Genomic DNA, 20,878 nt, shown 5'->3' with positions numbered 1-20,878 from the left:
AATTCAATTTCATCTTATCCGGATCTAAAACGGATTATTCACAACTTTCTTATGGTTTGACGAACGGCCTTTCGGTCAACCATCTATTTTACTATCTGGAGAACTATATTTCTTCATTCTCATCGGACTTTCTTATACCACTATAGTCAGACCTTTGAGGTATGCGCGCGAAAAATTACAGATCCTGAATTTTATACAGCAACCAAAATGTTCTTGGCGAGATGTTGTACGATTTGAACCGCATTGGTGGCAGCTCCTTTACGCAGATTATCTGCTACTACCCAGAGATTTAAACCATTTTCGATGCTGTCATCCCGACGAATCCGACCTACAAACACATCATTCTTGCCCTTGGCCATTAGTGGCATGGGATACTCCCCATTGGCGGGATTATCCTGTACGACCACGCCCTCTGTGTTTTGAAGGACAGTGACGACCTCCTCGATATCAAAAGGATGTTCAAATTCGATGTTAATTGATTCAGAATGTCCGCCATGAACTGGTACCCGAATCGCGGTTGCCGTAATACCGATCGAATCATCTCCTAATATTTTTCGCGTTTCATGGACCAGTTTCATTTCTTCCTTGGTATAGTCATTGTCCAGGAATACATCGCAGTGTGGAAGGCAGTTGTCAAAAATAGGGTGCGGATAAGCCGGTGCATCGACCAATTTACCTTTTTGTTCTGCTTCATACTGATCTACTGCTTTGACGCCTGTACCGGTGATGGATTGATACGTGGAAATCACCAATCGCTTGATATTGAATTTTCTGTGAAGTTGAGATACTGCCAGTACCATCTGAATGGTTGAACAATTTGGGTTAGCTATGATGCGGTCATCGGCGGTAAGATCTTTAGCATTAATCTCCGGAACGACGAGTTTTTTAGTGGGGTCCATACGCCAGGCCGATGAATTATCTACAACAAATGTTCCTGCTTCTGCAAATCGCGGGGCCCATTCCTGGGACGTAGCACCCCCTGCAGAAAAAATGGCTACATCTGGTTTGCGCTGAAGTGCTTCTTCAAGTCCTATAACGCTATATTTTTTTCCTTTTAATTCAACTGTTTTTCCAATGGAACGTTCTGATGCCACAGGCAACAGATCATCAAATGATAAATTAAATTCTTCGATAACCCGGCAGATTTCCTGACCTACCAGACCGGTTACACCAACGATTGCTAGTTTCATTTATTTATTAATTTTGGTTTAAAAACAGCCTATAAAACAGAATTTCAAGATCAATCTAAAAAAGCTGGTTGAATTCTTTCGCAGATGTCCCATCTACTTGCAAAAGAACCAGGGTTCCAAATTGTTTTTAACTTCTTTTTATTTATGCCATTTTAGTCGTAAATTATGGGGGCAAAGATACGTTTTTCCTGGACATACCCGATATCCATGGCTAAATATTATTTCCTCTTCATTTTAATTTATAGCGTCAGCTCTTTGCATGCCCAAAAATGTGATTGGAGGGATCTCTTGCGGATCCCTGCCGAATGGTCGGGCGATACCGAGCGGATCCTGACGACACCATCGGGCTGGCAACTGAACGACGACCAGGCTCGGAATACTGAATTAGTATGGAAAAGCGAAAAATCGGCTACCCTTTTTCAGCTATCATTCTCTCTTGATTTTCCACCTTCACCTAACAACCGATTGGAAGTGGTTGTTGGATTTCGGGATAGCCTGAATCAGGATGCTGGATCACTCCACTTAGTCGTTGGAGAATCAGGTGACCAGGATGGTGTCCAGCTGACCTACCATCAAAATGAAAAATTGATTGGAAAAAGTACTATTTGGCGTGGCTTGTACGGAGCAGGCGCTGATCGTTCGACGTGGTTTTTGACGATAAGTAAAACCGTTCTTTCCATCCAAAACGAATCAGAAGATTCCCTATATCAGTTGCCGTGGGAAACGGAAAGTCCGGTTCGGATCCATGCAATTTTGATCCGGTGTACCTATACCAAATCAAGATCGACCGGTTTTGTTTTTCATCATGTCAATGTCGGGACAGGTTCAGAAACAGGGATCCTAAGAATAGTTCCAGGTGATATATTTATTAGTGAATATAGAATCCCTCAAAATTCTTCAGGTTGTTTTATTGAGCTCTATAATTCTTTTATGAATCCTGTGTGTGTTACTGGATTGCGTATTCTGCTGGATGGTTTGATTTTTGAGCTTCCACCGATACTATTTATTCCTGGGGATTATACCCTTATAGCTGATTCAACCAGTGTATGGGCCGCGGAAGGAATAGCCGTTCCTATCCATGAGTTTGTTGATAAAGAAGGTTCTTTTAGTGAAATAAGATTGTTCCATTTAAATGATCTTATACACGTGGTGTATTTGCCGGAAGATGGTGGCAATTATAGTTGGGAAATGATCGATATTACTAAGCCGTGTAGAACTGATAATTGGCTGCAATCTGCAACAGTTGATGGAACACCAGGTAAGGAGAACGGCTGGTTTTCTACCCTCGACTCTGGTTCTGTGTCATTTCATTGGAAGAATTCTCAAACCGGTATTTTATCTTATCCGTCTTTGGTTTTAGGTCAGAATGGATTTGCTCCATCAATTGCATCCAACCACGCTTTTGCTATTAAGATCAGAGAGGAAAAGAGTCTGGTTGAAATCTATTTTAAAAATGGTTTTACCAGAGCTGATTCACTTGTACTCCGGATAATCGCGGATTATCAAGGATGTGGAGGTTCGGGCATCAGTTTGGATACAACAATCGTGGAAAAACCTCCGAACCGGGGACGAAAATATGGATTGCTATTCACTGAATTAATGTATGATCCTCCGGCGGGTTGTCCCGAATATCTGGAGATTTCCAACCTGGAAGGAGAGCGTGTGGTTTGGGATCAGTTGATACTTCAGCGATCAGGCGCCAGTCCCATACCTTTGAATGTACCCGTGGAGTGGTCTGCGAACGAAAGTCGGGTTCTTACCGCCGCGGGGTCCGGATTTAAAAAGTGTTACCAGGAAGTGCGGAACGAATCGGTGTTTGTAGTTCCCCGCTTTAGTCTTCCAAACAGAGGGGGGCACCTGATACTGGCAGCGGTAGACCCGGTGAACCGCATTGTAGATGAGGCCAGTTATGGGCCTTATGATCACAATGAAATTTTTTCCAACCCCAAAGGAATCGCGCTTGAACGAAACATCTTTATACCTGAACGCAATAAATGGCGATCAGGATTCGTACAGTTCGGGCATCGGAGTCCCGGGTTTGTACCGGAGTGGGAACTAGAGCCCCGTGTAGAGGTGATATTTTCTTCCTCAACAATTTTTACTACCCCGGGCAGATCACCATCCGAGTTGGAGATCACCTTGAAAACACCCGGCGTGGGAGGGAGTGTGACCATTGAAATTTTTGATTTGCACGGGCACAAAATTCAAACCCTGGCTGATGCAATTCCCGTACAAGGCGGAGAAACATTTATTTGGAAAGGCTCAGAAGAAACAGGTTTATTACTTCCGGAAGGTTTATATTTATTCTGGATTTATTATTTTGACATGGAAGGTCACAAAAGAATTATTAAGAAAACATGCGTTTTGTCAAACAATTAGGTGCTGTATGGGCTACCCTGGAACGTTGGTGCCAAATGCCATGGTTGCAATATTTTATTATAACTGTGGTGAGCGGAGTGACGTTAATCTGTGTTTTTCAGCCGGAGGTTGAATTTTTACGATGGATTTCAAATCAGACGGTATTAATTTTATTGTTCTGGCTCGGGTGCGGTGTAGGTTTTTTGATGCTACGGTGCAGGCGCTTGGCAATTGTATGTCTGATGAGTTCGGCGGCACTTTGTCTTTATTTGAAAAATGCTTCCAATATTTCATTGGCTGCTCCACAGATTGTGCTCAATGAAGATTCGAAATTTACAATAGCTCATTTTAATTTATCATCGGTTCAGGATAATCTGGAAGAAGATTTCAAAATTATCGACCAGGTTGCACCGGATATTCTTGTTTTTCAAGAATATACACCGCAGTTCCAAGACCAAATTACCGGGCATTATGATACGATTTATTCGAATCAGACCGAATTTTTGAGAATCGATGATTACGGACAATCGGTATTTACTTCATTTCCCGTTTTAGCACAGGACACCTTTTTGATATACAATATGCCGGTTTTGCGGCTGCGTCTGCAGATTCCGGATGGCCGCACAGTCCAGCTGATATCCCAGTACAGTTTACCTCCGTTGACGACTCAATACAAAGAAGATAGTAAATTAGTGTTTTCACAGTTGGCTGAATTTATTGCGCAGGCTGATGAGCCAGTTATTTTTGTAGGCACGTTGAATTATGTATCGTGGGACAATCAGATGGTACGGTTTAGGTACCAGGCGAATCTCGAGGACAGTCGGAAATCTTTTTTCCCTTCTTTCGCCAATTCGGATAAATCGTTGTTTTATGCACCGGTTGACCACATTTATTACAATGAATATCTGGATTGCCTGCAGTTTAAAAAAATTGATGGGTATGCAAATAAAAAGATAGGGATACGGGGTGAATATCAAATCAATAATTATGAAAAAATATTTACTTCAACGCAGGAATAGTGTGGGACATGCCTGGTCCGGTTTGGTGGTTTTTTTTAGATCAGAAGCGCACGCAGCTTTTCACTTTACGGTGGCTGTCCTGGTGCTGGGGTTGGCATGGTTCTTTTCTGTATCCCGCATAGAATGGATTGTATTGTTATTTGCCATAGCTTTGGTAATAACTGCAGAACTGGTGAATACTGTTTTTGAAAAGATTGCTGATTTTGTACAGCCTGATATTGATCCGCGGATCAAATTAATCAAGGATATGGCGGCAGCTTCGGTTTTGTGGTGTGCTTTTGTATCAGTGGTGATTGGAGTGCTTGTTTTTTGGCCTTATTTTGTGGATATAATCTACAGGTTGTCATGAAAATAATTGACTTTTCGCACGCTGCATTTGATCAGCTTTCTTTGCGTCAGTGGTATGCCATCTCACGGTTGAGACAGCAGGTCTTTGTGGTCGAACAGGCGTGTCCGTATCTGGATGCTGATGGGCGCGACCGACTGGCTCACCATATAATTGGTCACGATCATCTGGGGCACATGGTTGCATATGCCCGTATTGTTCATCCCTCTGACCAGGTCGTACCCATGGATAAGATTCAATATTTTACCAGTTCAGAAATCAAAACATTACGGTCCAGGGTGGCTTCGAATCGCTCACAGTTCAATATTCCTGCTCTGGGTAGGGTGGTACTTCATCCCTCCGTACGAGGAAAAGGACAGGGTGAGGTTCTGATGACCTATGCGCTGTCTTGTTTTACTACACTGTTTCCTGATAAACCGGCATTTGTATCGGCTCAGCAACCCCTGCATGATTTTTATTTCCGGCATGGGTTCAGACAAAGCGGACCTTCTTACCTTGAGGATCAAATTCCCCATATTCCCATGGTTATGAAGTAGGCCCTTTACTTTAATCTATAATCATGATTGATTCGTAGAAAATCTTTTTAATGTTTTATAGGTGTTTCTTTCTTTGCCCGCTTTCGTCAGAGAGAATCAGACTACTGGCGAGACTTTGATCAACCAGATTTATTTTGAGATAAGATGAACATTATTGAATAATTATTCTTGGTAAGGTGTGAATCACTCGATATACAAATTAATTATATTTGCGTCCCTAAATCGCCAAATAATGAAATGGACCGGATTTTGTTTTTTGTTTGTTATTTCATTTATCTCCCAGGGGTTTTCGCAGACTCCTTTTACGCTCCAACAGGCTTTAGAATATGCAGAAGCTAATCAAATAGCGATCCAAAAATCAAAACTAGATATTGAGGACGCGGAGTATCAAATCAAGGAAATATTAGCCGCAGCTATACCCAAATTAAATGGTAGTGTTGAATATCAGCGGTTTCTTCAGTTGCCGACCCAAATATTACCGAAAGGATCTTTTTTTGAGGGGGATCCATCACAGGGAATTCCTCCCAACCCAGAAGAGGATCTTGAAGTGCAATTTGGGGTTAAAAATTCACTGAACGCAGGTGTCTCTTTTAATGCCCTTTTATTTGACGGAAGTGTCTTCGTGGGGATTCAGGCATCCAGGTTGGCTCGTGAATTAGCCGCATCTCAAGTGGGAGTTGCAGAGCGGGATGTTCGTGATGCAGTGAATAAAGCTTATCTGGCCGTGCTCATTGCTAAGCGAAACCAAGAAATTCTGAGCAAAAACGTGACCAACCTGGAAGAAACTTTGTTTGAAACAACAGAAATGTATAAGAGTGGTTTTATGGAGGAGCTTGATGTGAAACGGCTGGATTATTCGTTGTCAAACTTGCAAATGGAGTTGGACAATGTGGGGAACTTGATTTATGCTGCCAAGAATGTACTCAAACTTCAGATGGGATTCCCGATGGAGGACTCGATTCAGGTGGTTGAAACACTGGATGATTTTGTGGATCAACAGGTGGCTGTCAGTTTGTTGTCGGAAGAGTATGATTTTAGGAATCGGCCGGAATATAAGCCCCTCGTTGTGAGTAAGGAGCTGCGACAAATGGATATCAAACAACTGCGATTTGGATATTTTCCTACGCTTTCGGTATTTGCGAATTACAACCAGCAGCTTCAGGCTGATAAGTTGGCCAATGGGAAATGGTTTCCTTCTTCCATCGTGGGAGCCAGCCTGCAGGTACCAATCTTTGACGGACGAGATCGGGCGATGAAAATCAATCGCGCCAAAATACGGCTTAAACACCATGAACTTGATATCGAAAGTAGTAAAAGAGCTTTTCAGCTGGAAGTAGATAATGCACGACAGGATTTTATAACCAACCTCAATATCGTTTTGAATAGTGAAAAAAATATGATTCTGGCTGAAGATATTTTTGAGGTAGCTCAGATAAAGTTTCGGGAAGGAGTAGGGTCTAGCGTGGAAATGTATCAGGCGGAATCTTCCTTTTATCAGGCACAAACAAAATACATCAACGCATTATATGATTTTATGGTCTCCAAATCAAATCTTGAAAAAGCACTTGGAAAAATATGAAACACAATCCACTATTTTATGTAGTCTCTTTTGTTATCATCCTCGCATTTACCTCTTGTCAGAACCGTGCGGATAGCCAATCTGAAATGAAGAAGCTGGCGCAGATGGATCTTGCTTCCTTAAAATCACTTTTGTCCAAAAAGAAAAGTGAAATAGCCGTGATTCAAGGAGAGATCGATACCATACTGGCAAGAATGGAAGAACTGGACCCTGCGATGAACCGGAAAAAAGCACAGCGTGTGACCATATTGCCGGTAGTTGATACGGTTTTTGAAAAGTATATTACAGTCCAAGGGCTGTTGGAAGCCGATGAAACACTAAATGTCAATGCGGAAGCGGGAGGCAGATTGATAGAACTTAAAATTGAAGAAGGTGATTATGTGGAAAAGGGTGAATTAGTGGGGCGGATCAATCTCGAGCAATTATCCAAACAAAAAGCAGAGTTGGAAACGAGCTATGAACTTGCCAAAGAGGTTTTTCAGCGCCAGAAACGTTTATGGGATCAGAATATAGGTTCTGAAATGCAATATCTGCAAGCGAAGAATGATATGGAAAGATTGGAGCGATCGTTGGAAACGCTCGAGTACGAGCAATCTAAGAGTGAAATATTTGCACCCATATCCGGCGTGGTGGATGCCGTGAATATCCGGGAAGGTGAGCTGGTGGCACCTGGTGAACCCATTGCCGTTATACTGGATATCCGACAGCTCATAGCTACTGCAGATGTACCCGAAAACTACCTGTCACAAGTCCAGGTCGGCGATGAAGTCACAGTAAGATTTCCGTCCCTGGACGCAGAAACCACAGGGCGAATATCTCTGATTGGGAACAAGATAGATAAGGCCAACCGAACCTTTGAAATCGAAGTGGGGATCCGTCGGTTCACCAAGAATCTAAAACCCAATATGCTTACAGAAATTCAATTAAATACCAGTACGGTCAAAAATGTAGTGACCATACCGATCAACCTGATTCAGCAGGAGATCAATGGAAGAGAGTATCTGTTGATTGTAGATCGTAGCAGTGGTGAACCGAAGGCCAAAAAGACCTATATTACCAAAGGTGAAACCAATGATCTTCGGGCCATTATTACAGAAGGCATTGTACCGGGTGATGAAGTTATAGAAATCGGAGGACGCACCGTCAGTGCCGGTGCTCCATTGGATATCATTGAGAAATCGGTTTTGATATCAGACCCAAATCAACCAATGAATGAGTAATACCAGTGAAAAAATAGTAGGGAAGCTGCGGGAATTTGGGCTGACCAGCTTTTCGGTCGATAACGCGACGACGATATTTCTGCTGACCATCATGATTTTCTTGTTTGGTCTGCAGTCTTATAACTCCATGCCCAAGGAGCAATTTCCAGAGGTCTCTTTTCCGACTGTATTCGTCAATACCCCATATTTTGGGAATTCAGCTGCAGATATTGAAAATCTGATTACCCGACCATTGGAGAAAGAAATCAATACCATTGTAGGACTGGAGAACCTGACGTCGATTTCGATCCAGGATTTTTCAGTGGTCACGGTGGAGTTTGATGCGAGTATAGAAATGGATGAAGCCGTTCGTAAAGTCAAGGATGCTGTGGATATAGCGAAAAGCGAATTGCCGACCGACTTGGAAGAAGACCCCCGCGTCGTGGAGATAAACTTGTCGGAGATTCCCATTATGTCTGTGAATCTGTCCGGTGAATTTTCTATTGATGAGTTAAAGGAGTATGCAGAATACCTGGAAGATGAATTTGAAAATCTTACCCAGGTCTCTGAAGCCGATATAAAAGGAGCTTTGGAACGGGAAGTAAAGATTGATGTGGATCTGTCTAAAATGGAATCTCTGAAGATTTCATTTCAGGATATAGAGAATGCTATTGCCAGTGAAAACCTCACCATGTCCGGTGGCGAGCTTGAATCGGAGGGATTCCGCAGAGCAGTCCGCATTATCGGTCAGTTTGAGAACATGGACCAGATTCGAAATGTGATTGTGAAAAGCGAATCCCAACGTCCGGTTTATCTTAAAAATATTGCAAAAGTAACCTATGGGTACAAGGAACGAACAAGTATTGCTCGTTCGGATGGGTTGCCGGTCGTGTCTGTGGATGTTATTAAACGAAAAGGAGAGAATCTGATCGAGGCCGCTGATAATGTTAAGGCGATTTTGGAAAAAGCTGAAAATGAAGTTTTTCCGGCAGATCTTAAGGTGAGCATTTTTAATGATCAATCCGACAATACGAAAAGGTTAATCAATAACCTGGAGAATTCAATTATTTCAGGAATGATTCTGGTAATTGTGGTGCTGTTATTTTTCATGGGCTTGCGAAATGCCAGTTTTGTGGGCATTGCTATACCACTGTCTATGCTGACAGGAATCCTCTGGCTTTATCTGACCGGCGTGACGCTCAATATGGTGGTGCTGTTTTCCCTGATTCTGGCACTGGGTATGCTGGTCGATAATGCGATTGTCGTCGTAGAGAATGTTTACCGGTATTTTCAACGCGGGTATAGTCCGATCCAGGCAGCCAAATACGGAGCCGGTGAGGTGGCCGTTCCTATTATTGCGAGTACAGCTACTACCTTGGCCGCATTTGTGCCTTTGGCGTTCTGGCCAGGTCTGTTCGGAGAGTTTATGAAGTATTTACCCATCACACTCATTTTGGTGTTGACGTCCTCTTTGCTGGTAGCCCTGGTCATTAATCCGGTATTTACGTCACGATTTATGAAAGTCGACGAACGACTGGATACCGCTGAAAAGCGACGTCGTAAAATACGAAGTAATTTGTTCTTAGCCGCGGGATGTATTATAGTAGCGGTGATATTTCATTTTATTGGTGTCGAATGGATTCGAAATCTATTGGGTATTGGAGCCATTATTACTCTTCTCAATACTTTCGTGCTTCGTCCTTCTTCGTTTTATTTCCAGGATCAAATTATGCCTGCGTTAGAACATGGCTACAATTGGTTTGTGACCCGGGCATTGAATCGGCGTATGCCCGTTGTCGTATTCCTGGGAACGTTTGCTTTGCTGATATTTTCCATTGTACTGCTAGCATTCAATTCGCCAAAAATTATATTTTTTCCCAGTACGGATCCGCTATACATCAATGTATTTGTAGAACTGCCGTTGGGGCGTGATATTAAGACCACAGACAGAGCGGTGAAAGCCATCGAACGACAGATAGACGGTGTGTTGGAACCTTATGAAAATATCGTGGAATCTGTTTTGACACAAATCGGTGAGAATACATCCGATCCAAATTCGCCTCCTGAACCCGGATCGTCGCCTAATAAAGCACGAATCACTGTAACTTTCGTGCCTACTGAAGAAAGAGACGGAGTCAAAACGTCCACCATTATGGAGGATATTCGTTCCCAATTGAGTAATCTTCCGGGTGTTCAGATTGTTGTAGACCAGAACGCTTCAGGGCCACCAGCAGGAAAACCTATAAATATTGAGTTACAGGGTCAAAATATCGATGAATTAGCGATCCTCTCTGAAGATGTTATCGAGTATATCAATGCACAAAACATTGGTGGCATTGAAGAACTAAAAGCAGATGTACAAATAGGAAAACCAGAATTGCTGGTGCACATTAACCGGGAAAACGCCCGGCGTTTTGAATTATCTACCTCCATGATAGCAGGTGCCATTCGCACGAGTATTTATGGAAAAGAAGTATCCAAATACAAGGATGGGGAAGATGACTACCCCATTCAGCTCCGCCTGGATAGTACCTATCGGAATAATATAAGTTCGATTTTGAATCAACGAATAACTTTTAGAGATCCAGCCAGTGGGAAGTTGGTTCAGGTGCCCATATCGGCCGTAGCTGATATAGAGTATACGTCTACGTATAGTGCGATCAAAAGAAAAGACATGGAGCGGGTGATTACAGTGTATTCTAACCTTCTGGCCGGATACAATGCAAATGAAGTCGTGGCAGAAATTCAGGAATCTCTCGAAAACTTTGATTTTCCCGAGGGCGTGAACTATGAGTTTACCGGAGAACAAGAGCAACAGGCCAAGGATATGGCATTTTTGGAGAACGCTTTTTTGATTTCAATTTTTATGATTTTTATCATTCTGGTTAGCCAGTTTAACTCCATTATATCTCCTTTTATAATAATTCTATCCGTGGTGTTCAGTACCATTGGGGTTTTTCTGGGCTACTCTATTACAGGGAGGGATATCTCTGTGATTTTTACCGGCGTGGGGATTATATCACTGGCTGGAATCGTTGTCAATAACGCGATTGTCCTGGTCGATTATATCAATCTGTTGGTTCAAAGAAAACGGGAAGAACTCGGCCAAAGTTCCATGTGGGAGATGGACAAGACCGTCGTCAAAGCAATGATTATCGAGGGGGGAGAAACCAGGCTGCGACCAGTATTGTTAACGGCCATCACAACTATACTGGGGCTTATTCCATTGGCCATCGGATTAAATATTGATTTTTTCTCTTTTGTTGCAAGGTTGGATGCCAACATATATATCGGAGGTGACAATACCGCGATATGGGGCCCCATGGCCTGGACAGTAATTTATGGGTTGGTATTTGCGACTTTCCTGACTCTGGTGGTAGTACCTGCTATGTATTGGTTAGCGTACAGAATAATGGCACGGATAAAAAGTTAGGACGGTTTGCGGTTAAGTATACGGGCGTCAATAAAAGACTATTTATAAAGGATATCCGATGAAACCCAAAATATTTGGACCTACTAAATCAAGAAAAATTATAGAATAAATTGGGATTGAAAAACTTAATAAGTTTTGTAAGTTTATCCATGTAGGAAATTCATCAACATATACTAGGCAATAATCAATCCCGATAATGCTATAAAATCAATAGATCTTTTGGATCTTCGAAATTAACACCTAACACCTAATACATTCTCTACAATGGACTACAGTAAAATACGACGAGAATACATTCACGAAGCATTGGAGGTCGAAAGTATGGATAACGATCCGTTGGTAGTTTTTCAACAGTGGTTTGATGAAGCTTATAAGCTTTTCGGCCTTGAGACGAATGCCATGTCCTTAGCCACTGCAGATGAACGGGGACGGCCATCAGTCCGGATAGTCTTGTTAAAGGGAGTTAGTCCGGATGGTTTTCTATTTTATACGAATTATACCAGCCGAAAAGGGCGACAGTTGACCGTGAATCCTTATGCTGCATTGCTGTTCTACTGGCCTGGTATGGACCGGCAGGTCCGGATCGAGGGGCATGTTTCCCGGGTGTCTTCAGAGCGGTCCGATGCTTACTTTCACTCCCGGCCGATCGGAAGTCAGATAAGTGCTGCCATATCCCCTCAAAGTGAAAAAATCACCCTGGAGCAATTGCAGGAGAAGCGTTCAAAAATAGAACAAATTACTTATGTGGAACGTCCGGTTAACTGGGGCGGCTACCAGCTCACGCCGGATTATTTTGAATTTTGGAATGGTCGGGAGAGTCGGTTTCACGATCGGATTGTCTATGAGAAAAGCAGAGGAGGGAACTATGACCGATATCGGATAGCTCCTTAAACCACGGTTTGGGTCTGTGTTTTATAGATGAAATTTTTCTGTTGGTCGAAGAATAGCAAGTTTAAAAGTTCATTAACAAACATATACGATATATATTCATTATTTTATTAGATAAATCGTTAATAGTATTAAAGACTTGTTCATGGAAAGTCTGTTCCGGGATCCGTCTTCAGGCTACAAAGATTTTGTAATAACAAATAAATCATATCGTGATGAAAAAGAACATAATAATTTCGGCTGTAGTGGCCTTGTTGGTTACTGTATTAACCATTGGTGGATATCATTATTTTACGACAGATAAGAAGGTACCTGTGACCTTTCAAAGAGAGCTTGATGCGCCGGTAAATAATGTACTATATACAATGGATGCGGAAGGCAATGCCGTTCCCCTGGATTTTACGCAGACAGCAAAAAAGGTGGCTCCGGCGGTAGTACAGATAAATGTAGAAATATCCAGCCGTTCAGCGGGCCGTTCGCAGCAACGGGAATTGCGTGATCCTTTTCAGGATTTTTTTAATGATGACTTTTTTAGGGATATGTTTCCCCGGCAAAGAAGAAGTCCGCAAAACCCTCGACAGCGGGATGCTCCTGTAGCACGAGGAAAGGGATCAGGCGTAATAATTAATTCCAATGGGTATATCGTAACAAATAATCACGTGGTGGAAAACGCCTCCAAAGTGGAAGTGGTTATGAATAATCAAGCCACATATCAAGCAGAAATAATCGGGACAGACCCGACCTCTGATCTGGCATTAATCAAAATTGATGAGCAGGACTTACCACATGTCAAGATGGTTAATTCTGATGATGTACAAATCGGAGAATGGGTTTTGGCGATTGGAAATCCGTTGTCTTTTGGTAGTACTGTTACGGCTGGAATCGTGAGTGCGACCGGACGAAATATAAACATTTTTGACCGAAATGAGAATCCCTACGCAGTGGAGAGTTTTATTCAAACAGATGCAGCGATCAACAAAGGAAATAGTGGAGGCGCACTGGTAAATATGAATGGAGATTTGATCGGAATCAATGCAGCCATTGCCAGTCCTACAGGTTATTACGCGGGCTATGGTTTTGCAATACCTTCCAATCTGGTAAATAAAGTAGTGGAAGATCTTTTGGAATACGGAGAAGTCCGAAGAGCTATATTGGGTGTAACCATCGCTGAGGTGAATCAACATTTAGCTGAAGAAAAAAATCTAGATGTAAGCCAAGGTGTATATGTAGACTCCGTTATTGCCAACTCTTCGGCAGCGGATGCCGGGATTATGTCCGGAGATGTCATTGTAAGAATGGATAATGAAAGAGTAACCAGCATGCCGGTATTGCAAGAAAAAATAGCCAGTAAGCGACCGGGCGAAAAAATTGATATGACGATCAATAGGAACGGAAAGACTGTGAATACGACCGTTACCCTAAAAAGCTTGCATGATACCCGTCCAGAAATGGCCTCCGTCAGCCGATCTGATGTAGAGCGGCAGTTAGGAGCCTCATTGGAGAGTTTGACCAGTGAAGAAAAAGAGGAGCTGAATCTGGAGTACGGAGTCAAAGTGACCAAGCTCGGACGTGGAATTTTAATGACACACACAAATATTGAAGAAGGCTTTATTATTACTAAAATTAATGACCAACCCGTTTCCTCTGTTAAGCAATTGGCAGAGATATTGAAATCCAGAAAAGATTCGGGTGTTTTGATTGAAGGAATTTATCCTGCACGGCCCGGAGAAAAGATTTATGAAGCATTTGGTATGTAAAAAAATATTCTTTTCTGAACGAGGGAACTGTGGGTCTCTTGGTTAGAAGGACCGAAAGTCAGTAATAAGTTACCGAGTTTTTAGATGGCGAAAGCAAAACAATTTGTTTTCGCCATTTTTTGTATTTTCGATTAATTGTGATTCAAGAAATTCAACGATGATTAAAAAGCTGATAAAAGCCAAATTTTCATACCAGTTCGAAGATGAACTTCTAGAGGAGATGGTCGAAACCGGGCAATACATTGAAAAAAAGAAGGGAGAAGCCATGATCCGTGATGGGGAATACTTAAGATTTTTCCCGTTGCTGATTACCGGATTAATCAAAATCATGCGTCATGATGGAGAAGGGAATCAATTGTTTCTATATTATCTTACGCCAGGTGAAACCTGTGCCATGAGTCTGACTTGTTGTATGACCGCACAGCGAAGCATGGTGTCGGCGCTAATCGAAGAAGATGCGGAAATGATTGTTTTTCCGATAGAAAAGCTGGAAGAATGGTTTTCAAAATATCCATCTTGGAAAGGCTTTGTGATGCAGGCTTACCAAGCACGTTTTGAAGAATTGATTAATTCTGTGGATGACCTGGCTTTTAATCGGATGGATGAACGGTTGTGGTCGTACCTCGTGGGACACCATGAAGTACTAGATGACCATGCCATCGAGGTAACACACAGTGAAATTGCTGAAGATCTTAATACCTCACGCGAAGTGATCTCCAGATTACTCAAAAATCTGGAGAAACAAGGTAAGGTGAAGCTTTCACGCAATCGAATTGAGATATTTCAACCGTCCTCCTGACGCGGACGGCGGTCTATGAAGGAGGCACGGTCCTTTGCTTTGTTATTAATCCACCATATCTTAACCTGTGTTCACCAACACCACCCGACTAGAATCTGCTGTGGGGGATTATTCGGCAGACCTGAATTTTCCGTATCAGGATTTGATGTGGGGCTTTGAAAATTTTGTTCTTTTTTTTGTTCAAGTTCTAAATGTCAACCCCTAATCAAATTTATTTTTATATTCGCTGTGACTTCATAAAAATCATCAAACTATGCAACAACGAAAATTTATTCTCAGCGAAAAAGATATTCCTACACACTGGTACAACATTGTAGCAGATATGGACGAGAAGCCGCGACCACCGCTACATCCAGGAACTGGTGAACCCATCGGTCCGGAAATGCTCGAACCCCTTTTTCCCGAAGAACTTATCCGCCAGGAGGTGAGCCAGGAAAAATGGATTCCAATTCCAGATGAAGTCCGTGATATGTATTCCATATGGCGTCCGACACCACTTTTTCGGGCCCATAATCTCGAGAAAGCACTGGATACACCTGCCAAAATTTATTATAAATATGAAGGCGTAAGCCCTGCCGGTTCTCATAAACCAAATACAGCCATTCCTCAAGCATATTACAACAAGCAGGCGGGCGTAAAAAGAATTACTACGGAAACCGGTGCAGGACAGTGGGGGAGTGCTCTGAGCTTTGCTTGTCAGTTGTTTGATATCGACTGTGAGGTATATATGGTCCGTATATCGTTTGACCACAAGCCCTATCGAAAAACGATGATGAATACCTGGGGCGCTAAAGTATTTCCTTCACCATCGAACAACACGGAAGCAGGGCGCAATATATTGGCTGAAGATCCGGATTCACCCGGATCGTTGGGAATTGCAATCTCAGAAGCAGTGGAACAAGCAGCAAAAGATCCGCACACCAAATATGCCCTGGGAAGTGTACTGAATCATGTGCTGACTCACCAGACGATTATAGGTCAGGAAGCCATCAAACAGATGGAAATGGCCGGAGGAATGCCGGATGTAGTGATTGCACCTTTTGGGGGCGGATCCAATTTTGCCGGGTTGACATTCCCCTTTCTTCGGTTGAATATGGAAGAAGGACATCAAATTCGATTCGTAGCAAGTGAACCCGCTTCATGTCCAAAATTAACGCGCGGACAGTTCCGTTATGATTTTGGAGATGCAGTAGGAATGACTCCGCTGATTCCGATGTATACCTTGGGGCATGATTTTGTTCCGGCTCCTATTCATGCCGGAGGATTACGGTATCATGGTGCCGGTGCTATTGTCAGTCAACTGCTTCACAATGATTTGATCGAAGCAGAAGCTTTGATGAATAAAGAGGTGTTTGAAGCGGGCGTCTTGTTTGCCCGAACCGAAGGGATTATTCCTGCGCCGGAAGCTTCGCATGGAATCGCTTCAGTCATCCGCGAAGCGAATAAAGCAAAAGAAGAAGGCCAAACCAAAAGTATCCTCTTTAATCTATGCGGACACGGAAACTTCGACATGAAAGCTTTTGAAGACTATTTTGCCGGGAAGATCGAAGATCATGAATTAACACAAAGCGAAATTGACGCCTCATTGGATAAGCTGGCTACTCCTATGGTGGAGTAGGACCTGGGAGCCGGGAGCACTTCCGGGAAGTCAGGGCTCCAGCTCTGACAATAACGGAGCTGGAGCTCCGTTCTCCCGGGGGGCTCCAGCTCTGACAAGATAAACGGAGCAGAGCTTCTGCCGCTGATAAGTGGTAAGCTCGGCTAACCATATGTTCCATACACATTCCCAACTGATTCAAATATTAGAAAATTTCTTAGTACAATTTTCAGGTACTTATCCTTTAGTAAAAAAATAGTGCTGTTGGTTGTTAAGAGAGGATTTTACATTTGTATACACGTTCCTCTTACTTATTTTGTGTCTAATATAGTTAAGATTATAGTGCTTTTTGTCATTTTTCGATGCACTTCACTGTACTCAATAGTTTTGAACAGTGAAATGCATAAAAATGACCAAAACACTTTAGGACCCAAAATTTACCAGCCATGAAAAGATTCGGAATTTACTTTTTTGTTTTTTCTTTATTGACTACACTACTTTTTATTTCCTGTGACAAGGATGACCCAATAGGCCCCAATCCTCCCCCTTATACAATACATCAGTAAAACGTACGGGGATGAAAAAATCGTGGAAGTGTACGAAGCCATAGCAGGAAAAGCCAAAGATCCGGTGGCAACTTTTAAAACGGGTGCTGGTAAAAGGGTTCAGGCGATGTATGTGGATTTCCTTCGCAACTATCTGGAAGGCAAAGTTTACAAGGATATATTAGTGGGGAACCTGTTTTCGAAGAATCGGGAAAAGGAATCGGAAACGCCAATGTTTTCAAAATAGAGACGGAATCCGATACGCTCCGGGAATATGAGAATACGCTGCCCGGACTGGCAGCTAAAAGGTATGCGGTACACCTTAATTATGAGGTATTCGTAGATGGAGATCAACTGGTGATCTTCAGAGCGACCCACAATAGTGTATGCGTCCAAATACAACCCGGGGAAGAAGCCGGAATTGCTCTTCTATGGTCGGGAAAAGCAAACCATCCCCAATCTGAAAAAACTGCAGGAAGAAGGCGCATCTATATCGATACTTCATACCAATACGGAGGTGACGGATATATCTTCCAAACTAAAAACTTCAGGTTCAAAAACCACAATACAGTTTTTCCTTCCTCGTCGAGGATTTCAATTCTACCGTAAAATACCTGTACAAAGGAAAATCGAGACCAGTAAAGGCATTTATGGGACGGAGCTCGAAGGTCCGATGATGGTATTTACGGAATATCCGGTATAGGATGGGACGACGATGAAAATTATAAATTCAAGCTTGATTTAAAAAACAAGAAGCTTCTCCTGGCGGAGCAATCCGACAAATGCCTCAAGGTCCAGATCAAGAATGTGCCGGCTTCCAGCTGGGCCGAGGACAAAATGGTGTTTGAATTGCGGGGCAGAGCCATCGGAAATTATTTTTCATTCGAAAACATCGGTCAATTTGGCTATGTAAGTGATGGCAAATGCAATGAGGTTGTCAACTTTTCATTTGACAATAAATCTCTTCTGAGAATTGTTTTTGTAAAGTGACATTAGGATAATATAGATTATTTTTGCAATATCCATCCTACGATGAAAGGAAAAATTGTTTTGAAAAAGTATGAATAGAGGAATAGTAATGGATTCTCAGTATTCTGAATGTACCCGTTTCGGTTTGTTCTCGAAACGGGTTTTTTATGTTTTGCACTTTGATGAGGAAGGTGCAAGAGCTTCTTGGGAACCGTGAGCACCAGCTCGCGGCAAAAAGAAAGGAGTAGGGTCTTCTTCCTCCCAGGAGGCGCACCCAGTCCAGGTAGAAATGAAAGGAGCAGGGGTCCTTCCTCCCAGACAGAGCTCCTTCCCCCGGGTATGCCAGTTCTTGAAGCAATTTTTCAGTGATACCTCTTTTTTTGTAACCTCTCCCGCTGTTTTTGATCTAATGGACATAACAAATTCATTAAATCAAAAATTTTAATCATGAAAACATTCATTATGCGCACCAGATGGGTTATCGGAGCTGTAGCTCTGATTGCTTTATTGGTAACTGACGGTCAATCCCAAAATGATACACCATTAAGATTGAATGACGCACAGATCGCTTCGGCTGCTGTGACTGCCAATCAAGTTGATGTGAATTACGGAAAACTTGCATTGAAAAAGTCTAAGCGTGCCGAGGTGAAAAAATTTGCAGAAACGATGATCCGTGATCATTCTGGTGTCATTGACCAGGCAATGGATCTCGCTAAAAAATTGGGCGTGACCCCCGAAGATAATCCCTTGACACAGCAATTGACACAGGGTGAAGAAGAAACCACCAAAAAACTGGAAGGACTCAAGAGGAAAAAATTTGATAAAGCTTATATCGATAATGAGGTGGCTTATCACGAAGCGGTCATTGCTGCAGTAAAAGACATTTTGATACCACAAACCCAGAATGAAGAGTTGAAAGCGTTGCTGGTACAAGTTGCCCCTGTGCTCGAACATCATCTGAAAATGGCCAAAGAAACCCAGGCGAATTTTAAATAAACACAATTATGAAAAATTTACGCTTAAACCGGGTTTTTTCATTGATTTTGATGATTGCCTTTTGTATGGCTTGTTCTGCTGGTGATGATAATTTGGATCAAGGGATGGCGCCAGATAAAAAGCAGGATGAAGTGGAGAAGGAAATGACCACGATAACTATAAAAAATATGGCGTTTTCTCCGGCGAAGATAACTGTTGAGAAAGGTGAAACGGTGGTGTGGGTAAATGAAGATGTTGTCCCGCATGATGTCACCGATTTTATAAATCAAGAGTGGACTTCCGGTACTTTATCTACCGGACAAACATTTAAGAAAGTCATTGAAAAGGAGCTGGATTATTTTTGCAGTATTCATCCCACAATGAAAGGAAATATCGTGTTGAAAAAATGAATAGGATGGAGTCATCATAAGGATGAATTCTCAGTATTCTGAATGTACCCGACCCGGTAGAACAGCTGCTGGATCGGGTTTTTTATTCTGGTAATTGTGCATGAGCGCTCCATGAGTGTATCCATTTAAAAAGCTGAACCTCTTTGTCGAAGGATATTCACCTGTAAAACTTATACACATCCTGATACGCTCTTCGAACTGACCGGGATAAATTGTGCAATAGATAAAATCCGTGTGGCAGATCAGGATACTGATGGAATTCAATTGGTTGACCATCGGATTGCACCTTCTTTGTAAATTCGACCACCTGATCATAAAGCGGATCTTTTCCACCGACAGATACCATCGTAGTCGGAAGAAAACTAAAATCCTGATAGTAAAGAGGAGAGACCAGCGGGTTGTTTGATTTAGTGTCCGGACCCAAATACTGGTCACGCATCCAGGTGATATCCTCTTTTTCTATGATGTGTCCTTTCCCATAAGTCTCCATAGAAGGTTGATTGAACAGTGTGGATACAGGCGGGTAAAGCAGGAGTAGTTTTTGAAATGATACTTCCTGGCGGAGGAGATAAGTGATTCCGATAGCCATATTCCCTCCGGCGCTGTCACCGCACAAATGCAGTCGATTAACATCGAGGTTGTGATTATTGATAAAATGACGAATTGCATCGATACCATCTTCCAGAGCGCCCGGAAATTTTACTTCTGGTGATAGCCGATATCCAATGGAGTAGACCGTCATTTTAGTATGTCGACTGATGCGTCGGCAAAAATTATCATAGGTGTCGATATTTCGTCCTACCCAGCCACCGCCGTGAAGATAAAATAAAACCTTTCCGTTGGAATTCTTGGATTTATACTGTCGTACCTGAATGGGTTCACCCTGACGATTTTCGATGTAGTGATTTTTCACCATCGGAAGTTGAACCAAGCGGCCATCAATCCACCACCGGTTTTTACGCCAACTTTCATTAACCTGTCGTCGATACTCGCTGAGCTCGGTGGCGGCCATGGATTCTGGATTTCGATGCAATAACCAAAGGAAAAGTCGGAGACGGAGGGACATAGGAAGGTTTAGAATGAGTTGTCGTAATGATTAAAAGGATACCAGCCTGACATCATTTGAACTAAAATCTGGGGTTTTAATTAAATTGTTTCTCAATCAGACTGATCCGGACGAGCCAATGAGATTTGGTCTGTTGATGGTTGATTATCTACAGAACAAGATTTAGATCTGCATCTGACTTGTAGCTGCACGTGCTTTTTCATCGATACATG

General features: G+C 42.5%; 17 protein-coding genes. 15 read left to right on the top strand and 2 right to left on the bottom strand.

Going from position 1 to position 20,878, the window contains the following annotated elements; genetic code table 11:
• Nucleotides 1-191: 191 nt before the first annotated feature.
• Entirely contained in the window at nt 192-1,190 is a 999-nt protein-coding gene (locus KUV50_RS04865; RefSeq protein ID WP_222578977.1) for an aspartate-semialdehyde dehydrogenase, read from the bottom strand.
• 207 nt (nt 1,191-1,397) lie between these two features.
• On the opposite strand from KUV50_RS04865, the gene KUV50_RS04860 reads away from it, so the two are divergent.
• The 15 genes from KUV50_RS04860 to KUV50_RS04790 all read left to right on the top strand — a co-directional run bounded on the left by KUV50_RS04860 (nt 1,398) and on the right by KUV50_RS04790 (nt 19,600).
• Complete coding sequence (locus KUV50_RS04860; protein WP_222578976.1) at nt 1,398-3,569, top strand: hypothetical protein; 2,172 nt, start codon at nt 1,398-1,400, stop codon at nt 3,567-3,569.
• Nucleotides 3,570-3,790: 221 nt separating this feature from the next.
• Nucleotides 3,791-4,567, top strand: coding sequence for an endonuclease/exonuclease/phosphatase family protein (locus KUV50_RS04855; protein WP_222578975.1), 777 nt, complete (start codon nt 3,791-3,793; stop codon nt 4,565-4,567).
• Nucleotides 4,536-4,916, top strand: a complete 381-nt coding sequence (locus tag KUV50_RS04850) for a diacylglycerol kinase family protein (RefSeq protein WP_222578974.1) — start codon at nt 4,536-4,538, stop codon at nt 4,914-4,916. Before KUV50_RS04855 ends, KUV50_RS04850 begins: the two co-directional genes overlap by 32 nt.
• Nucleotides 4,913-5,449, top strand: coding sequence for a GNAT family N-acetyltransferase (locus KUV50_RS04845; RefSeq protein ID WP_222578973.1), 537 nt, complete (start codon nt 4,913-4,915; stop codon nt 5,447-5,449). Before KUV50_RS04850 ends, KUV50_RS04845 begins: the two co-directional genes overlap by 4 nt.
• Nucleotides 5,450-5,681: 232 nt before the next feature.
• Nucleotides 5,682-7,028, top strand: coding sequence for a TolC family protein (locus KUV50_RS04840; RefSeq protein WP_222578972.1), 1,347 nt, complete (start codon nt 5,682-5,684; stop codon nt 7,026-7,028).
• The gene (locus KUV50_RS04835) at nt 7,025-8,248 is read left to right on the top strand and encodes an efflux RND transporter periplasmic adaptor subunit (protein WP_222578971.1); all 1,224 of its coding nucleotides are present in this window, start codon (nt 7,025-7,027) and stop codon (nt 8,246-8,248) included. Before KUV50_RS04840 ends, KUV50_RS04835 begins: the two co-directional genes overlap by 4 nt.
• On the top strand, nt 8,241-11,660 hold the full coding sequence (locus tag KUV50_RS04830) for an efflux RND transporter permease subunit (protein ID WP_222578970.1): 3,420 nt from the start codon (nt 8,241-8,243) through the stop codon (nt 11,658-11,660). The genes KUV50_RS04835 and KUV50_RS04830 overlap by 8 nt, the downstream gene beginning before the upstream one ends.
• A 264-nt stretch (nt 11,661-11,924) precedes the next feature.
• Nucleotides 11,925-12,551 carry a pyridoxamine 5'-phosphate oxidase gene (pdxH, locus tag KUV50_RS04825; protein WP_222578969.1) on the top strand — a complete coding sequence of 209 codons (627 nt, stop codon included), beginning with the start codon at nt 11,925-11,927 and terminating at the stop codon, nt 12,549-12,551.
• A 212-nt stretch (nt 12,552-12,763) separates the two neighbouring features.
• Nucleotides 12,764-14,305 (top strand): Do family serine endopeptidase, encoded by a 1,542-nt coding sequence (locus KUV50_RS04820; protein WP_222578968.1) that lies wholly within the window; start codon nt 12,764-12,766, stop codon nt 14,303-14,305.
• Nucleotides 14,306-14,462: 157 nt separating this feature from the next.
• On the top strand, nt 14,463-15,104 hold the full coding sequence (locus KUV50_RS04815) for a Crp/Fnr family transcriptional regulator (RefSeq protein WP_222578967.1): 642 nt from the start codon (nt 14,463-14,465) through the stop codon (nt 15,102-15,104).
• 253 nt (nt 15,105-15,357) lie between these two features.
• Nucleotides 15,358-16,722, top strand: coding sequence for a TrpB-like pyridoxal phosphate-dependent enzyme (locus KUV50_RS04810; RefSeq protein ID WP_222578966.1), 1,365 nt, complete (start codon nt 15,358-15,360; stop codon nt 16,720-16,722).
• A 573-nt stretch (nt 16,723-17,295) separates the two neighbouring features.
• Nucleotides 17,296-17,493, top strand: a complete 198-nt coding sequence (locus KUV50_RS04805) for a hypothetical protein (RefSeq protein WP_222578965.1) — start codon at nt 17,296-17,298, stop codon at nt 17,491-17,493.
• 135 nt (nt 17,494-17,628) lie between these two features.
• Nucleotides 17,629-17,949, top strand: a complete 321-nt coding sequence (locus tag KUV50_RS04800) for a hypothetical protein (protein WP_222578964.1) — start codon at nt 17,629-17,631, stop codon at nt 17,947-17,949.
• A 713-nt stretch (nt 17,950-18,662) separates the two neighbouring features.
• On the top strand, nt 18,663-19,211 hold the full coding sequence (locus KUV50_RS04795; RefSeq protein WP_222578963.1) for a DUF4142 domain-containing protein: 549 nt from the start codon (nt 18,663-18,665) through the stop codon (nt 19,209-19,211).
• 8 nt (nt 19,212-19,219) lie between these two features.
• Nucleotides 19,220-19,600 (top strand): plastocyanin/azurin family copper-binding protein, encoded by a 381-nt coding sequence (locus KUV50_RS04790; protein WP_222578962.1) that lies wholly within the window; start codon nt 19,220-19,222, stop codon nt 19,598-19,600.
• 157 nt (nt 19,601-19,757) lie between these two features.
• Here KUV50_RS04790 and KUV50_RS04785 read toward each other — a convergent pair whose 3' ends face one another.
• Complete coding sequence (locus tag KUV50_RS04785) at nt 19,758-20,666, bottom strand: alpha/beta hydrolase (protein ID WP_222578961.1); 909 nt, start codon at nt 20,664-20,666, stop codon at nt 19,758-19,760.
• Nucleotides 20,667-20,878: the final 212 nt, after the last annotated feature.

This window comes from Membranihabitans marinus (assembly GCF_019802045.1).
Taxonomy (GTDB): Bacteria; Bacteroidota; Bacteroidia; order Chitinophagales; family Saprospiraceae; genus Membranihabitans; species Membranihabitans marinus_A.
Note: the sequence above shows the minus strand (reverse complement) of the source record. Positions and strands in the feature narration are given on the sequence as shown.

Bases quoted from the DNA above. Each gene is read 5' to 3' on its own strand.
- KUV50_RS04840 (WP_222578972.1), top strand. From the start codon at position 5,682: ATGAAATGGACCGGATTTTGTTTTTTGTTTGTTATTTCATTTATCTCC.
- KUV50_RS04795 (WP_222578963.1), top strand. From the start codon at position 18,663: ATGAAAACATTCATTATGCGCACCAGATGGGTTATCGGAGCTGTAGCT.
- KUV50_RS04830 (WP_222578970.1), top strand. From the start codon at position 8,241: ATGAGTAATACCAGTGAAAAAATAGTAGGGAAGCTGCGGGAATTTGGG.
- KUV50_RS04820 (WP_222578968.1), top strand. From the start codon at position 12,764: ATGAAAAAGAACATAATAATTTCGGCTGTAGTGGCCTTGTTGGTTACT.
- KUV50_RS04785 (WP_222578961.1), bottom strand. From the start codon at position 20,666: ATGTCCCTCCGTCTCCGACTTTTCCTTTGGTTATTGCATCGAAATCCA.
- KUV50_RS04790 (WP_222578962.1), top strand. From the start codon at position 19,220: ATGAAAAATTTACGCTTAAACCGGGTTTTTTCATTGATTTTGATGATT.
- KUV50_RS04845 (WP_222578973.1), top strand. From the start codon at position 4,913: ATGAAAATAATTGACTTTTCGCACGCTGCATTTGATCAGCTTTCTTTG.
- KUV50_RS04865 (WP_222578977.1), bottom strand. From the start codon at position 1,190: ATGAAACTAGCAATCGTTGGTGTAACCGGTCTGGTAGGTCAGGAAATC.
- KUV50_RS04860 (WP_222578976.1), top strand. From the start codon at position 1,398: ATGGCTAAATATTATTTCCTCTTCATTTTAATTTATAGCGTCAGCTCT.
- KUV50_RS04815 (WP_222578967.1), top strand. From the start codon at position 14,463: ATGATTAAAAAGCTGATAAAAGCCAAATTTTCATACCAGTTCGAAGAT.
- KUV50_RS04850 (WP_222578974.1), top strand. From the start codon at position 4,536: ATGAAAAAATATTTACTTCAACGCAGGAATAGTGTGGGACATGCCTGG.
- pdxH (WP_222578969.1), top strand. From the start codon at position 11,925: ATGGACTACAGTAAAATACGACGAGAATACATTCACGAAGCATTGGAG.
- KUV50_RS04855 (WP_222578975.1), top strand. From the start codon at position 3,791: ATGAGTTCGGCGGCACTTTGTCTTTATTTGAAAAATGCTTCCAATATT.
- KUV50_RS04810 (WP_222578966.1), top strand. From the start codon at position 15,358: ATGCAACAACGAAAATTTATTCTCAGCGAAAAAGATATTCCTACACAC.
- KUV50_RS04835 (WP_222578971.1), top strand. From the start codon at position 7,025: ATGAAACACAATCCACTATTTTATGTAGTCTCTTTTGTTATCATCCTC.